The organism is Halorussus salinus (assembly GCF_004765815.2).
GTDB lineage: Archaea > Halobacteriota > Halobacteria > Halobacteriales > Haladaptataceae > Halorussus > Halorussus salinus.
On the sequence record NZ_ML974128.1, the window covers coordinates 265879 to 279831 of the forward strand.

General features: G+C 68.0%; 12 protein-coding genes. 4 read left to right on the forward strand and 8 right to left on the reverse strand.

Going from position 1 to position 13953, the window contains the following annotated elements:
• Nucleotides 1-262 precede the first annotated feature (262 nt).
• Both EPL00_RS09410 and EPL00_RS09415 read right to left on the reverse strand, forming a co-directional pair.
• Nucleotides 263-841, reverse strand: a complete 579-nt coding sequence (locus EPL00_RS09410) for a GNAT family N-acetyltransferase (RefSeq protein ID WP_135852952.1) — start codon at nucleotides 839-841, stop codon at nucleotides 263-265.
• Nucleotides 842-1197: 356 nt separating this feature from the next.
• A complete protein-coding gene (locus EPL00_RS09415; RefSeq protein ID WP_135852951.1) occupies nucleotides 1198-1932 on the reverse strand; it encodes a metal-dependent hydrolase in 735 nt (244 codons plus the stop codon).
• A gap of 109 nt (nucleotides 1933-2041) precedes the next feature.
• Between EPL00_RS09415 and EPL00_RS09420 the strand changes: the two genes are divergently transcribed.
• The 3 genes from EPL00_RS09420 (at nucleotide 2042) to EPL00_RS09430 (ending at nucleotide 4364) form a co-directional block, all read left to right on the forward strand.
• A complete protein-coding gene (locus EPL00_RS09420; RefSeq protein ID WP_135852950.1) occupies nucleotides 2042-2755 on the forward strand; it encodes a helix-turn-helix domain-containing protein in 714 nt (237 codons plus the stop codon).
• Between the two features lie 125 nt (nucleotides 2756-2880).
• Complete coding sequence (locus EPL00_RS09425; RefSeq protein ID WP_135852949.1) at nucleotides 2881-3603, forward strand: Ntn hydrolase family protein; 723 nt, start codon at nucleotides 2881-2883, stop codon at nucleotides 3601-3603.
• Nucleotides 3603-4364, forward strand: a complete 762-nt coding sequence (locus tag EPL00_RS09430) for an archaeal proteasome endopeptidase complex subunit alpha (RefSeq protein WP_135852948.1) — start codon at nucleotides 3603-3605, stop codon at nucleotides 4362-4364. The genes EPL00_RS09425 and EPL00_RS09430 overlap by 1 nt, the downstream gene beginning before the upstream one ends.
• 122 nt (nucleotides 4365-4486) lie before the next feature.
• On the opposite strand, the gene EPL00_RS09435 is transcribed toward EPL00_RS09430, so the two are convergent.
• The 5 genes from EPL00_RS09435 to EPL00_RS09455 all read right to left on the reverse strand — a co-directional run bounded on the left by EPL00_RS09435 (nucleotide 4487) and on the right by EPL00_RS09455 (nucleotide 12120).
• A complete protein-coding gene (locus EPL00_RS09435; RefSeq protein WP_135852947.1) occupies nucleotides 4487-5581 on the reverse strand; it encodes a DUF7351 domain-containing protein in 1095 nt (364 codons plus the stop codon).
• Between the two features lie 313 nt (nucleotides 5582-5894).
• Nucleotides 5895-7235 carry a hydroxymethylglutaryl-CoA synthase gene (hmgB, locus tag EPL00_RS09440; protein ID WP_135852946.1) on the reverse strand — a complete coding sequence of 447 codons (1341 nt, stop codon included), beginning with the start codon at nucleotides 7233-7235 and terminating at the stop codon, nucleotides 5895-5897.
• A gap of 66 nt (nucleotides 7236-7301) precedes the next feature.
• Nucleotides 7302-10367 (reverse strand): hypothetical protein, encoded by a 3066-nt coding sequence (locus EPL00_RS09445; protein WP_135852945.1) that lies wholly within the window; start codon nucleotides 10365-10367, stop codon nucleotides 7302-7304.
• A gap of 82 nt (nucleotides 10368-10449) precedes the next feature.
• Nucleotides 10450-11034, reverse strand: a complete 585-nt coding sequence (locus EPL00_RS09450) for a DUF2150 family protein (protein WP_135852944.1) — start codon at nucleotides 11032-11034, stop codon at nucleotides 10450-10452.
• A 237-nt stretch (nucleotides 11035-11271) separates the two neighbouring features.
• Complete coding sequence (locus EPL00_RS09455; protein WP_135852943.1) at nucleotides 11272-12120, reverse strand: TatD family hydrolase; 849 nt, start codon at nucleotides 12118-12120, stop codon at nucleotides 11272-11274.
• A gap of 333 nt (nucleotides 12121-12453) precedes the next feature.
• Between EPL00_RS09455 and EPL00_RS09460 the strand changes: the two genes are divergently transcribed.
• On the forward strand, nucleotides 12454-12951 hold the full coding sequence (locus EPL00_RS09460; protein WP_135852942.1) for a hypothetical protein: 498 nt from the start codon (nucleotides 12454-12456) through the stop codon (nucleotides 12949-12951).
• A 445-nt stretch (nucleotides 12952-13396) separates the two neighbouring features.
• Here EPL00_RS09460 and EPL00_RS09465 read toward each other — a convergent pair whose 3' ends face one another.
• Nucleotides 13397-13888 carry an NYN domain-containing protein gene (locus tag EPL00_RS09465; protein ID WP_135852941.1) on the reverse strand — a complete coding sequence of 164 codons (492 nt, stop codon included), beginning with the start codon at nucleotides 13886-13888 and terminating at the stop codon, nucleotides 13397-13399.
• Nucleotides 13889-13953: the final 65 nt, after the last annotated feature.

Here is a 13953-nt window from a genome sequence, read left to right on the forward strand (position 1 = left end):
AATTACGCTCACGAGATAGCGACCGCTCGACTGGACAGACACCCGTTCGGGTGGATGAAAGGGGCCGCCTGCTCGCGGGTCGAAGACCCGTGGTCGCTTGCTCGGCCACTATCCGCGCCGGGCGGTGCGGAGAGGCACAGATATGCCGAGCAACGACCGCGAGCGGGCGGGGGCTTTCGAGGACTCCACGGTTCCGATTCCGGCGGTCACCTCAAAGCGAGGAGTGCCCGAAAACGAGTGAACCATTCCGAGAACGAGTTCGCTACGCTAATTTCTTGGCGACCATCTCGCCCCAATGTTCGAAGCCGTGGCGGTCGTAGAACGCCTGCGCGCGGTCGTTCTCGCGGTCCACGTCCAACACGAGTCTGTCGAGCGGGAGGTCCTGCTCGTCGGCCAGTTCGACCGCGGCGTCCATCAGGTCGTCGGCGACACCGGTGCCGCGGTACTCCGGCCGGACGTAGAGTTCGTTCAGGACCGCGGCGTCCCAGATCATCGCCAACTGCTGTGGCAGGACGAAGACGTAACCCGCCAGCGCGGGGTCGTCGGCCGCTTCCGTTTCCTCCGGGGCCTCCTCGTCGCTCTCGGACCGTGCTGTATCTGCTTCGTCGTCCCCGACGACCTCCGCGACGGTGACGCACTGCGGGTCGTGTTTCGTACACCATAACACCCAGTCGAGGTACCGCTCGCCGTAGTCGTCGGTCAGTTTCTCCTCGTAGACGGCCCGCTTGTCGTCGCCGCCGGTGCCGGACCCGAGTCCCAACTCGAAGGCGCGCTTGAGGTCCCAGAGGTCGCGGGGGTCGCGGTCGGGGTCGTACGGTCGGAGTTCGACGGTCTCGGTCATGGTCCGGCTTTGGTCCGAGAGGGTGTTAGCGATTGCGAGTCGGGACGAGGAGTGACGCGATTTTTCGGCCCCGAGCGAGTCGTTTCCGACGCTCGTGAGGCCACGACGATACCGTACCGCGACAACACTGCGAACCGCGCTGTCGCCGACACCTCTCGGACCGCGACCGCACAGCACCGCGCCCCGTGCCTCCCCGCTCGCGCGCTCGGCCGCGCAGAACCGCGAGCGCGGCCGAGCGCGCGGCGCGTCCCGTGTTCGGCGTCGGTTCGCGTTTCTGATGGTCGGCGTAACTTCGTTTCCAGCGGTCGGGGTCGATTCGCGCTACCGGGGGCGACCCGAATCCGCTCGCACTCGCGTCACTCACGGCGCTCCATCCAGACCCGAAGCCCGACCACCGTGTAGCCCGTCAGCGCGAGGAGCGCCCGCTCGCCGGTGTAGGCGATGGGGAACAGGCGTTCGACCCGGCCCTCCTCGGCACCCTTTTGGGGGTCGATGCCCGTGCTGTAGTGGGTGTTCTCGGTCGTCCGCACCGACTCGGACCCGCCGCCAGCACCCGACGAACCGCCGCCGCTCGACCCGGCTCCCGACCCCGCGTCGGCCCCCGCACCGCCCGACCGGTCGGGCGCGAACGCCTCGACCAGCCCCCCGAAATCGACGTTCACGAGCGTCTGGACGAACCCCTCTTTCGTGGAGTAGAACACCTTCCCGTCGAAGGTGTAGAATCGGTCGTGAAGCGGGTAGAGGAGGTTCGCGCCGTTGAAGAACGCGTCGAGACCGATTCCGGCGAACGTCACCGCGACGAGGCTGACCCACGCGACGCGGACGCCCCGGCCGCCCCACTGCGAGCGAACGAGCGAGGCGTCTCCTCGGCGCAGGTCCGCCCACAGCAGGACCCCACCCAGAAGCGGCAACAGGAGCGTGTGGAACGCCGCCCGATGCGCGCCCGCTATCCAGAACCCGACGAACACGTCGAAGTCCACCAGCGCCACCGCCGTCATCACGACCGCCACCGACTTCCCGTCGAAGTAGTCCGCCAACAGTGCGGTCCCCACCAGTCCCGCCAGCGCGACGTGTACCACCGTCGAAGGCATGTGAACTGTCGTACGTGACCCATCCACATTATCACTTTCCCGCTATCTTCGACGTTCGCCGAACCCCGATTTCGATACGCTTTTCCGAGCGACTCGCGCAGACCGGAGCATGACTGGAGATACCGACCCCCGCGGGGACCTCGCGGAACGCATCGCGGGCGAGATAACCCTGAGCGACGACCCCGGCGCGACGCTCCGCAAGTGGCGCACCGACTTCGGAGTCTCCCAGACCGATTTGGCCGACCACCTCGACGTGTCGTCGTCGGTCGTCAGCGACTACGAGAGCGGCCGCCGCGAGAGTCCGGGCATCGGCGTGGTCTCCCGACTCGTCAACGCCCTGCTGGACATCGACGAGCGCCGCGGGGGCGACCGCATCCGCCAGTACGCCCGCGTCGTCTCCGCGGGGTTCGAGAGCGACATCGTGAACGACCTCCGGGAGTATCCGACGCAGGTCTCACTCGACCGATTCTACGACGCGGTTGGCGCGAGGGAACTCGCAGAGGGCGACCAGCGCCACGTCACCGGCCACACCGTCATCGACAGCATCGAGGCTATCACGCGCCTCTCCAGCGAGGAGTTCTATCGACTCTACGGCCAGAGTACCAGCCGCGCGCTGATGTTCACCAACGTCACCCGCGGGGAGTCGCCGCTGGTCGCCATGCGCGTCGTGAATCCGACGCCGAACGCGGTGGTCCTCCACGGCCTCGACCGCGGGGACCTGTGGGACCACGCGCCGAAGATGGCCCGCCTCGACGGTTTCTCGCTCTCGGTCACGAACGAGCCGATAGACGACGTGTTGCAGGCGCTCCGAGAGTTCCCCTGAGCGAATTTCGGCCCGAGTGTCCACCGGAGCAGTCGGTCCGAGGCGCGTCCGACCTTCCGTCCACCCGTCCGGCTAAAATATATTTTAGCTAACACTTTTCGGTGGCTGGCCCGTACCTGTTTTCGATGCCAGACGCCAGACCTCCCTCGGAATCGACCCCGAACAGCGACCCGGAACTCACGAAGACCGGCACGACGACGGTCGCGGTCACGGCCGACGACGCGGTGGTCGTGATGGCCGACAGGCGTGCGAGCGCGGGCGGCCGGTTCGTCACGAGCAAGGATACCCAGAAAGTCGAGCGAGTCCACCCGACCGCGGCAGTCGCGCTCTCGGGCGCGGTCGGCAGTCTCCAAGACTACACCCGCCGACTCCGCTCGCGGGCCGACCAGTACGAGATTCGCCGTGGCGACCCGCCGAGCGTCGCCGCGTTCGCCACCTTCGCGGGGAACCTCCTCCGAAACGGTCCCTACCGCATGGTCCGGCCGATTCTGGGCGGCGTGGACGGCGACGGCCCGCAGGTCTACGACCTCGACGGCGGCGGCGCGGTGATGGACGCGCCCTACGCCGCGAAGGGGAGCGGCACCCAGTTCGCGCTCGGCGTCCTCGAACGCGAGTTCCGGCCCGGCCTCTCGGTCGAAGCCGCGACCGACGCCGCGGCCCGCGCCGTCGAGAGCGCAATCGAGCGCGACACCGCCAGCGGGAACGGCGTCACCGTCGCCGAAATCACCGCCGAGGAGGTCGCCATCGACGCGTACGACGACCCGGCCGAGTTGTACGCCGACCCGGCCACCGCGGCCGGAGGCGACGCGGCCGACCGCGACGCCGACGACGGCGAGGAGGTGGCCTGATGCAGGGCGACCAGCAGGCCTACGACCGGGGCACCAGCATCTTCTCGCCCGACGGACGACTGTATCAGGTCGAGTACGCCCGCGAGGCGGTCGAGCGCGGGAGCGCGAGCGTCGGGGTCACGACCGCCGAGAGCGTCGTCCTCGCGGCCCGCCGCCGGGTGCGCTCGCCGCTGATGGACCCCGAGAGCGTCGAGAAGTTGCATCAGGTGGACGACCTCCTCGGGGTCGCCTCGGCGGGTAACGCGGCCGACGCCCGACAGTTGGTGGAGTTCGCGCGTCAGACCGCCCAGCGCGACCGCCTGACCTACGACGAGCCGATGGGCGTCGAACCGCTCGCGAAGGCGGTCGCCGACCACGTGCAGGAGTACACGCAGTCGGGCGGCGCGCGCCCGTTCGGGACCGGCCTGCTGGTCGGCGGCGTGACCGAAGACGCCTCGGGAGACTACCGGCCCGCGCTGTACGAGACCGACCCCTCGGGGACGCCCTCGGCGTGGGACGCCGCGGCGGTCGGACGCGACAGCGCCGAGATTCGGAAGTTCCTCGAAGCCGAGTATCGTCCGGACGCGGACCTCGATTCGGGCGTGGACCTCTCGCTGGAAGCCCTCGCCGCGCCCGACGACGAGTCGTTCGCCCCCGCGGAGGTGGCCGTGGCGACGGTGACGAAAGAGGCGGGCTACCGCCACCTCTCGGCCGACGAGCGCCGGAGCGCGCTCGACCGTCTCGGACTGCTGGACGAGAGCGGGAATCGGCAGGCGTCCTGACGGTTCCGCGGCGATTTCCTATCGCGCTTATTCGTTTATCCGGCCCGAGTGCGACGCTCGTCTCGCTGGCGGGGTCGCTGTTGCTGGCGCTCCGGAACTCCTCGAATCGAAAAGAGCGAAACCTACGACGCCTGCCGAACCGACTCCGCGCCGCGCCGCCGCGTCCCGGCCACCGAGCAGTCCCCGGCGACGAACACGTCCAGCAGTTCGTCGTCCAGTTCGACGCCGACCCTGACACACCACGGGTCGTCGGAGACGACCGTCTCGGTCCACTCGTCGCCGACGTTCCAGATGGGCCTATCCCGGACGTTCAGCCCGTGGTCGTGGAAGAACGCGACGACCGCGGGGTGTTCGAGGACCGCGAGCGTGACGGGCGCGTGGAGTCGGCACCCGCACTGCGCGCAGTCGAGGAGGACCTGCGCGCGCTCGGCGTCGCTGTCGGGCAGGCGGTCGGTCAGGGAGTCGGGCGGGGACGCGAGCGCGGCGTCCATCGTCGCCGCGCACTCGGGACAGACCCCGTCGGACATCACAGAGAGGCGGTGGCGGTGGTGGCGGTCGAACGCCGAAAGCAGGCGCTCGGGGTCGCGGTCCCGGCGCGCGCTCGGTGGGAACGGCAAGGTTAGGACGCCGCGCCCGCAGTCGTCGCAGGCCACGGTGACGGAGTTGGCCTCGCAGACCGCCGCGAGGTCGCCCGACTCACAGAGCGGGCAGGCGTCGCCGGTCGGCACGGGACCGAACGACACCCGGTCGGTGTAGGTTCCGGCGGCGATGGCTCGGGCGACCTGCCGCCCGGCGTAGGTCAGCGCGTAGCGGTCGCCCTCGTCGCCGGTTCGCCGGAGGAACAGGTCGGTCAACTGCCGAAGGTGGTAGGCGAACCCGGCGGTCGTGTCGGCGGGACTTCGCTCGAAGAGTTCCGAGAAAGTCATCGTCCGGCGCTCGGGCGAGTCCGACGTGCCCTCGCCCGCGGCGTCGCTATCGTCCTCGCCGCCCGCGAGCGCCCGGAGGACCGCCATCCGGACCTCGTTGCCCAGCGCCTCGAAGGCGTCGCTGGCCGCGCTCGACTCGACTTCCGGCGCGGGTGCGGCGGCTTCGGTGTCCGCCGTGACGGTCCCCGCGTCGGACTCGCGGGTCTCCTCGACCGCCGCACGCTCCGGTAACTCGGTCGGGGTCGCCTCCGCACCCGACTCGTTCGCGCCTTCCGTGCCAGCGTCACTCATGCCGGTATCGTCGGGCGTCGTCGTTTATAAGCTCTCGGACCGCGGCGGATTCGTTCTCGCTCGAATCGTTACGTCCCGTGGTGGTCGGCGCGCGCTGGCGCGAGTTCATCTCGCGCCGTCGTCGCGCGAGGGATGACCGAACGAAGTGAGGGAAGCGGTTGGGGAGGTGTGAGGCCCGTGCGGGGCGGTGTCATGCGGTGGCGTCGCGGTCACTCCGAGGTGTCGGCAGTAGGGCGGTTTGCGGGTCCAAGACCGCTCGACCGAGAAAACAGCCGATAGAACCGCAGAAAAGCAACCGACTCAGCTGGTCCGACTAGTTGTCCACATAATCGTAGAGCCGCTCGTTCATCCGGCCCGTCCCGGTGAAGACGAACTCGCCGTCCGGCACCGTGAAGTCCTCCATCTCGATGGTCTTGTCGTGGTTGTGCCGGTCGTGGACGTTCTCGTACTCCTCGAAGCTGAGGTCGTAGCGGGCGTCGTTCTGGGCGTCGATGTTCAGCGCCTCGATTTCGTCTTCCCAGCCGTCGGCGACCGTCTCCGCGTGGATTTCCGCCTGCGCGCCCGAGCCGTAGGACCCCACGAGGAGTTTCTGGCCAGCGAGGTCGATGCCCTCCTCGGCGGCGGTCTTGAGCGCGCTGGCACGGGCGATGTGGACCGACCCGGTGTACCAGTTGCCGACCTCTCGGGAGATGGAGAGGGTCGGCTCGACGGTGGCGGCGTACCAGTCGCGGTACGCCTCGGTCGAACTCAGGTCGTCCATGTGGTCCCGGATGGCCTCCTCGTAGCTCTCGCGGTCGTCGAAGTCCTCCTCGCGGGGCTGGAAGCCGATTTCCTCCGCGAGTTCCTCCTCGATGGGCGTGTCCCGAATCATGTGTCGGTAGCCCAGCAGGCCCGCCTTCCGGACCATGCCGGGGAACGGCGTGTGGAACGGGATGTACGCGAAGTCGTCGGGGTGGGTGTCGCCCGAGACGCTCTCGAAGTCCTCCAGCGCCTCGCGCATCCGAGCGAGATAGACCTGCATCGAGCGCTTACCGTCCACGCTCGGGAACTGCTGGTTGGGCTTGAGGAAGTCGGTCTCGTCGGCGCTCCCGTAGCCCTGCTCGGTCGAGAGTTCCACGAGGCTCGGCTCCTCGTCGATGAGCATGGCGACCGCGCCCGCGCCCTGCGTGGCCTCACCGGGGTCGCCCCGCGCGTAGAGGGCGGTGTCGGTCGCCACGACGAGCGCGGCGCGGCCGCGGTTACGACCCGCTTTGATCCAGTTGTACGCGTCGTCCAGACTCTGAGTGCCGGAGATGCAGGCGAACTTGCGCTCGCCCTTGTTGGCGTGGTGGAAGTCGCCGTCGTAGACCTGTTCGAGACAGCCCGCGATGTACGTCGAGACGGGCTTGGAGTTGTCGAACGAACTCTCGGTGGCCACGTCGATGCGACCGATGTCGTCGGGCGAGAGACCCTTGCGGTCCATCAGGCGCTTGGCCGCGTTCGCGCCCATCGTCACGATGTCCTCGTGAGCGTCCGGGAACGAACTGGCGTGCAGGCCGAGTCCCTTCGTGTACTTTTCGGGCTCCTCGCCCTTCTCGGGCGCGAACGTCTCCGCGAGGTCCAGTTTGAGCTTCCCCGTCCAGATTTCGATGGCGTCGATACCGACAGCTGTCATATCCGTTACTCCGGCGACCGCCTATAAGATTTTGTCGATAGGGTCTTCGACGCGCGTCGAAATACGTCAGCTCACGCGGCCCCGTCTCGGTTCGCCGACGACCGTCGCGCTCTCGGTGTTCTGCAGGGTTCCGCTCCTCCCGCGCTCCTCTATCGTCGCCTCCGCGACGAACAGGGTACCCTGTGAGACGGTCGCCGACGACGACCGAGCGGTGTTCAGTTCGGTCCGATTCAGGACGGCGTCGCCGGTCCGGGCGGTCAGCGAGATGCTACCGGACCCGCTCCCGCCGACGAAGTTGTTCACGCTCGTCCGGGCCGCGTCGAGCGAGTCGCCGGAGAGACTAACGTCCCGTTTCGAGAGGAGGTCGGCGTCCCTCACCGACAGCGAGCCACCGGAGGCCGAGACAGTAATCGCGCCGCTTCCGCTCCCGCCTTGGTAGTTGTCTATCGACGCTCCGTCGAGGTCCGCGCTCGCGGCCGTGACCTGTACCGTGTTCTTGGTGGCGAAGACGCTCTCCTCGGCGGCGAACGACCCGGCAACGTCGACAGTCACCGAACCGCTCCCGCTTCCGCCTTGGTAATTGTCGAACACCGCGTTCGAGGCTGTCACCGCGTCGGCTTCGACCGAGATGTCGCCCTTCGTATCGACCACGGCGTCGGCGGCCGAGAGACTGCCCGAACTAGTTATCGAGACGCCGCCGCTCCCGCTTCCGCCGACGTAGTTGTCCAGCACGGTGCCGGTCAGGTCCGTCTTGCCCCCGTCGATGGAGACGGTCCCTTTCGTCCGCACGTCCGTTCCGGCCATCGCTACCGACCCGGCGGCGTCGAGGGTGACGCCGCCGCTCCCGCTTCCGCCAGCGTAGTTGTCTACCGTCCGGTCGGCGAGGTCAAGCGACCCCGACTCGGCCGTGAGGCGCACGTCGTTTCGACTCGTCACGTTGGCATCGAGGAGGATACTCTCGGCCGTCCAGTCGGCGCGGTTCACGTCGAGCGACCCGCGCCCGTCCGTACTGTCTGGCACCACGAGGTCGTTACCGTCGCCCGCGGTAAAGGTGCCGTCGAGTTGCGCTTCACTGACGGGCGAATCCGTAGTGTCGGGCTCGTAGACGCCGTCACCGTCGGCGTCCTGATACGCGAATCCGGGGTCAACCCCAGCACCGCCACCGCCCTGCCCGTCGGCGGTGTCGGTCACGCTCGCGGTCTCAGTGTTGTCGGCTTGGTCGGTCGCCTCGATGCGAACCGTGTACTCCTCGCCGTAGTTGCCGTTGCCCGAGTCCGGTGTGAGCGTCGCGGTTCCCGAAGCGGAGTCGCCGCTCACTCCGACAGTCTGAGTCGTAACGGTCTGCCCGTTCTGATTGCGGAGGGACAACTCGACGCTCGACAGACCGCTCCCGCCAGTATCCGAGACCGCCCAGTCGATGCCGTACTGGACGCTTCCGGAATTGCCGGGGCAGGGCGTCTGTCCGGACGGGCAGTTGCTCTGGTCGTCCACGATGAACCGCTCGATGGTCGGTGAGTCCGATTCGGCCGCCGGGTCGGGGTTCACGATTCGGACGCGAATCGGGTCCACGTCGTCGCCGCTGGCCGCGTAGACGGTGACGGTCCCGTTGGTCGGCGTCAGGCGGAGCGTGGTCTCGTTGCGGCCCGCGGCGTCGGTCGTCTCGCCGGTCGGGACGACCTCGGCGAGCGCGGAGTCGTTGACCGCGTAATCGACCGCGGCCTGCGCCAGCGGGTCGGTGCCGTCGGTGACGGTCGCGGTCAGGTCCAACTCGATTCCGTCGTCGGCGTTCACCGTACAGCGAGTCAGTTGCGCGTCACAGTCCCTGAGGCCGTCGCCGACCGCGTCGGTCCAGTTCACGCTGTACGTGGCCGGACCGTCGCTGTCGTCAGTTAGTCCGCTCCCGTCGGTGTTCACCGCGGTCAGGTTGTAGCTCAGGTTCGTCCGCGTGCCGGGGTCGAAGTCGCCGCCAGCGGGCGGCACCGACGCCATCCCGACCCGGACCGCAACGTCGCGGTTCGACCCGTCGAAGTTCTCCGGCGCGTCGTACCGAATCGTCACCCGGCCCTCCTCGTCGGTCGTCAGGTCGGTGAGTTGGTCGCCGCGCTGGCCCTGCGCCGCGACCGCGTCGCCGCCGAGACCGCTGTCGAGGGTCATGTTCACGGTCGCGCCCGAGACCGGATTATCGAAGCGGTCGCGGACCTCCACCACGAGGTCCCGTCCGCTGTTCTCCGCGACGCTCGCGTTGTCGCCCCGAACGTCGGTGACGTAGTGGGCGTCGGTGTCGGTCACGTCGGTTCCGACGCCGACCTTCGCCAGTTCGAGTTCGTAGGTCGCGGGTTCGAGGACGAGCCGGACCGCGCTTCTGTCGGGGACCTCCTCGACCGCCCGGACGTAGCGGTCGGGATTGGACGCCGTTTCGTCCATCTCCGCCGAGAGGAGTCCCCGCCACTCGTCGGCCGGGAGCGTCGTCGGGACCAGAACCGAGACGTTGCTCGACTCGTTGCCGACAGCCACGGTGCGGGTCGCGGCGCTGACCGCGCGCAGGTCCACCGTGGTCGTGCTACTGCTGGACTTCGAGAGGCTTCCGTTCAGCGCGACCAGCGAGATGCTGTTACCGTCTACGAGTCGCTGGCCAGCGAGGGTTCGGTTCGCGCTGTCGAACCGATTGTAGAGGACGCCAGCGTCGTAGACGGTGGTCGGCGGGTTCTGGTAGACGTGGTAGAGGGGGTCGTAGGTCAGCCCGCGCGTCGAGAAGTTGCGCGCGCTCCCGGTCCAGTAGTCGCCGGTCTCGCCGGTCGCGGTGGCGTTCTCGACGGTCAGGTTCGCCGGAGGAGTCGTCCGGAGCGTGCCCGAGGGCGGTGCGGGGTTGACGAAGACGGCCCGAACCGGGTACTGCGTGCCGAGCGCGACCGAGGCCGACCCGCCGCTCCCGGTCGCCGCGGTCCGCAGGAGGTCGTCGCGCAGGTCTTGCAGTTGGCTCTGGACTGCTTGGTTGTGAGTGAACTCCACCTGCTCGTTCTGCTGGGGGACGACCGACGCCTGATAGATAGAGAGGAGAATCACGAGGACTGCGAACAGCAGGACGGTCCCGATTTGGACCGTCACCCCGCGCTCGTCGGTTCGAAGTCGCACTACCCGGTTCCTTTCGGGGCAGGTAGTTAAAAATAGCGCCTGCGCCGTCGGAATCGGTCTCTCCGACGCGCGACCGGCGCAACTACTCGTCGTCTTCCTCTTCGACGACTTCGGGGTCGCTCATCGCGCTCTGGAGGCTGTCGAGTCCGTTGACCCACTCGGTGACCAGCCCGTATTCGAGGTCTTCGGTGACCTCCATGTTCAGCTCCTCGCCGTCGATGATGCGCGTTCCGGCGGCCGCGACGAGACCGAGCGCCGAATCGAGGTCTTCGCCCTCCTCGGCGCGTCCGGCTTCGAGGACGTACTCCTCGACGCTCGCCTCGTCGGCGGGACCCTCGGCGACGTACTGGTCGGCCGAGTAGAAGACACAGACCAGACTCGTCTGGACCCCGTCGATGAGCATCGCTTTCTCGTCGTTGTCGAACTCGACTTCTTCGAGGACGACCTCGCGGATGTCGCTCAGTTCCTCGAGCGCCTCCTCCTCGTCGATGTCGTCGTCGTCGTAGGCGGTGACGATTTTCGCGACCGCGATGGCCACGTCGTCCTGCAAATTGAGGAGCAGGCGGGCCGAATCTTCGTTCTCCGGGTCGATCTCTTCGTCTCGGATGCGGTCGAGCCAGTTCTGCCAGCGTTCGTCGGAGTAGAATTCCTCCGGAGGCGCGCTCATGTCTCCTCGGAGTGTTGCGCGCTTCATAAATCCTACGAGGCGAATCTTCGCTCGAAAAACCGCGGTCACGCGCCGCGTTCCGACGACTCCGGCGTTTCGGCCGCGGTTCGCCGTCGCGCACTCGGGCAGTCGTGTGACCTCGATGATGGGTGCGATAGAGGGTCGGTCGGCTAGCGGAATCGGGTCGGTCGGCTAATCGGAATCAGGTCGGTCGGCTAATTGGGCCGGGCCGGTCGGCTACCGGTCGAGCGTCGCCTCGGTGTCGAGTCCGTAGACCGACCGGGGCGTCTCGACGTGGGCGTTGCGAATCGCGTCGTCGTACCCCTTCTCCTGCATCCAGCGAACGCGCCGGGGCACCGTCTTCGGCCCCATGACCGCGCCGGGACGGTCGGGGTCGTCCACGAAGTCGGTCTCCATCAGGAAGGGGTCGCCCCGGTCGGCCGCGAGTTCGAGACGGTCCTTCTCGCTCATCACGCTCGGGGTCGGTCCCGCCAACCGACCGCCAGCGTAGTGCTTGACGACTCGGTGGGGGTCGAGTCCGCGCTCGTCGGCCCACTCGGCGATGTCGGTCAGGTCCTCGCTGGCCTCGGTGTGGAGTTGGACCGCACAGTCGTTCTCGGCACCGAGGGCGAGTCCGTGCCGGAGGACTTCGTTGGAGGCCTCCCACACCGCGTCGGTGGTGTCGTAGTGCGGGCGGCCGGTCTTGAGCGCGAGGGCCTTCCCGTCGGCGACGTACTCCGCCGCGAGGTCCAGTCCGTCCTGCATCAGGTCGCGGGCCTCCTCCGGAGCGAATTCCCGGTCGTCCACCAGTTTCGAGACCAGTCCGGGGTGGACCCCGAGGACGGGCCACGCGCGACCGGGCAGTATCTCGTCGGCGCGCGCCACCACGTCGAGCGTCGTCTCGAAGACTGGGCGGAACTGTTCGCCGGTCTCGGGTTCGACGCCCAGCAGCCACGAGGGTTTGTTTACCACGAGGAGATGCGTGCCGCCGCTCCTCGCGAAGTCCTTCACGGCCTCGATGCCCCGGCCGTGGTCGGGGTCCAGATGCAGGTGATTGTCGAGTACCGGCGTGCCGAGGTCGTCCATACCTCCCGATTCGGGCGAGCGCAGGAAAAACCTCGGCGGTTCGGCCACGAGCCAGTTTGGCGATTCGGCCACGAACCAGTTTGGCGATTTGGCCACGAACCAGTTTGGCGGTTCAACCACGAGCCAGTTTGGCGGTTCGTGTCGGTCGCGTGCCCGCGGGCGAACGCAAGCGGCGTGTGAGCGTTGCACACGCGCGTGCGAATGTGCGGCGCACTCGCGAGCGCGCCTCCGCGAGAAAATACTATACGCTGGTGTTGATGTCACACCCCGGTGTCGACCGAGAGACGCGGTGTCGGCACGAAGTTGAAGGGCGCTCACGCCTGAGTCGGAGGCATGGACGACGAGGAGACCCCGCGAGCGATTCGGTCGGTCGCGGTCACGGCCGACGACGTGGTGGCGGCCTACGAGGCCCGCCAGCGGAGTCCGCGCAGGCCCGTCCTCCGGGTGACGCCGCCGTTCTCGGGGCGGATGCGCGCGCGACTCCACGACCCCGGCCCGGCCGTGAACGAGTCCGAAAGCGACGAGACGACCGGCGAGGAGGTCGGCGACCGCGACCCGGCGACCGGGGCAATCTATCTGCCTCCCGAGCGACTCCTCGACGCCGACGCAATCGGGGCGTTTCCCTCGCCCGACGACACCGAGGACGCACTCCGGGCGGACTCCGAGGTGGAATTCACCGTCGAACGCCACCGCGAGCGCCACGTCGAGGCGGTCGAGGAGTGGCGCGAGGCGGTTCGCGGGGCGCTGGTGGACGAGGTAGTGATTCGGTTGGACGGCGGCGGGACCCATCGCGTCGAAGTGAAGACGTTGGCGAACTCTGCTGGCGAGTAGTCGTTTCCGGAGTTCGGTCATCGCGGGACGGCGGTCGAAATCAGTGCGTAGACAGCTACCGCCGACGCCACTCGGACTGCACCGCGACCGCGAACCGCACTGCAACTGGGACCGTAGACCACACCGCAACTGCGACCGTGGACCACACTGCAACTGGGACCGTAGACCACACCGCAACTGCGACCGTGGACCACACTGCAACTGGGACCGTAGACCACACCGCAACTGCGACTGCAAACTACACTAAAGCCGACACCAAGGAGTCACTGCACAGCACCGCGACCGCACCGTAACCGCATCCGCCTCACACCTCCCCAACCTTCTGCGTTGCTCCCTGCGGTGCGCTACTCGGCCCTCGCGCGGTGTGGCGACCCACGGGGGGTCGCCCCGCACGCGCCGAGGAGAAAGGATGGTCGAGCGACGACGCGTGAAACGTCGAGGTCGGTCAGTCCTCAGAATCTTCCGAATCGCCCGACTCCTCGGTGTTTCCGTCGGGGTCCACGACCTGCGCGTCGTGGGCCGCGTTCCGGAGCGCGTCCGACCGGCCGTACTCGCCGGGCGCGATGGCGACCGTGCGAACGCCGTTGTGGGCCGCCTTCTCCAGCACGGGCTTGAAGTCGGTGTCCCGCGAGGCGACCGCCAGCACGTCCAGTCCGTCGGTGAGCGCGAACTCGGTGGCGTCCACGGCGAGTTTCACGTCCACGTCGCCCGACGTGACCGTCACCTCGAACCCGCGGGCCTCCGCGGCCTGAATCAGACCGGGACTCGCGTGTTCGTCCAGATACAGCCGCGTCGCGGCGAGTTGGCCGAGGTCCTCGGCGGCGACTCGAAGGTCGTCTAAGTCCACGTCGAACTCCTCGCGCAGGACGTTGGGACCGTCCACGAACAGCGCGACGGTGGTCGTCTCCCCGCCGAGGAGCGAACGCAACGGTTGCATACCCTGCCGTAACCCCCGTTCGGGTTTAGCGGTGCCGGTCTCGCGCCGATGGCATTCGTTCCACG

Bases quoted from the DNA above. Each gene is read 5' to 3' on its own strand.
- EPL00_RS09410 (WP_135852952.1), bottom strand. From the start codon at position 841: ATGACCGAGACCGTCGAACTCCGACCGTACGACCCCGACCGCGACCCC.
- EPL00_RS09415 (WP_135852951.1), bottom strand. From the start codon at position 1,932: ATGCCTTCGACGGTGGTACACGTCGCGCTGGCGGGACTGGTGGGGACC.
- EPL00_RS09420 (WP_135852950.1), top strand. From the start codon at position 2,042: ATGACTGGAGATACCGACCCCCGCGGGGACCTCGCGGAACGCATCGCG.
- EPL00_RS09425 (WP_135852949.1), top strand. From the start codon at position 2,881: ATGCCAGACGCCAGACCTCCCTCGGAATCGACCCCGAACAGCGACCCG.
- EPL00_RS09430 (WP_135852948.1), top strand. From the start codon at position 3,603: ATGCAGGGCGACCAGCAGGCCTACGACCGGGGCACCAGCATCTTCTCG.
- EPL00_RS09435 (WP_135852947.1), bottom strand. From the start codon at position 5,581: ATGAGTGACGCTGGCACGGAAGGCGCGAACGAGTCGGGTGCGGAGGCG.
- hmgB (WP_135852946.1), bottom strand. From the start codon at position 7,235: ATGACAGCTGTCGGTATCGACGCCATCGAAATCTGGACGGGGAAGCTC.
- EPL00_RS09450 (WP_135852944.1), bottom strand. From the start codon at position 11,034: ATGAGCGCGCCTCCGGAGGAATTCTACTCCGACGAACGCTGGCAGAAC.
- EPL00_RS09455 (WP_135852943.1), bottom strand. From the start codon at position 12,120: ATGGACGACCTCGGCACGCCGGTACTCGACAATCACCTGCATCTGGAC.
- EPL00_RS09460 (WP_135852942.1), top strand. From the start codon at position 12,454: ATGGACGACGAGGAGACCCCGCGAGCGATTCGGTCGGTCGCGGTCACG.
- EPL00_RS09465 (WP_135852941.1), bottom strand. From the start codon at position 13,888: ATGCAACCGTTGCGTTCGCTCCTCGGCGGGGAGACGACCACCGTCGCG.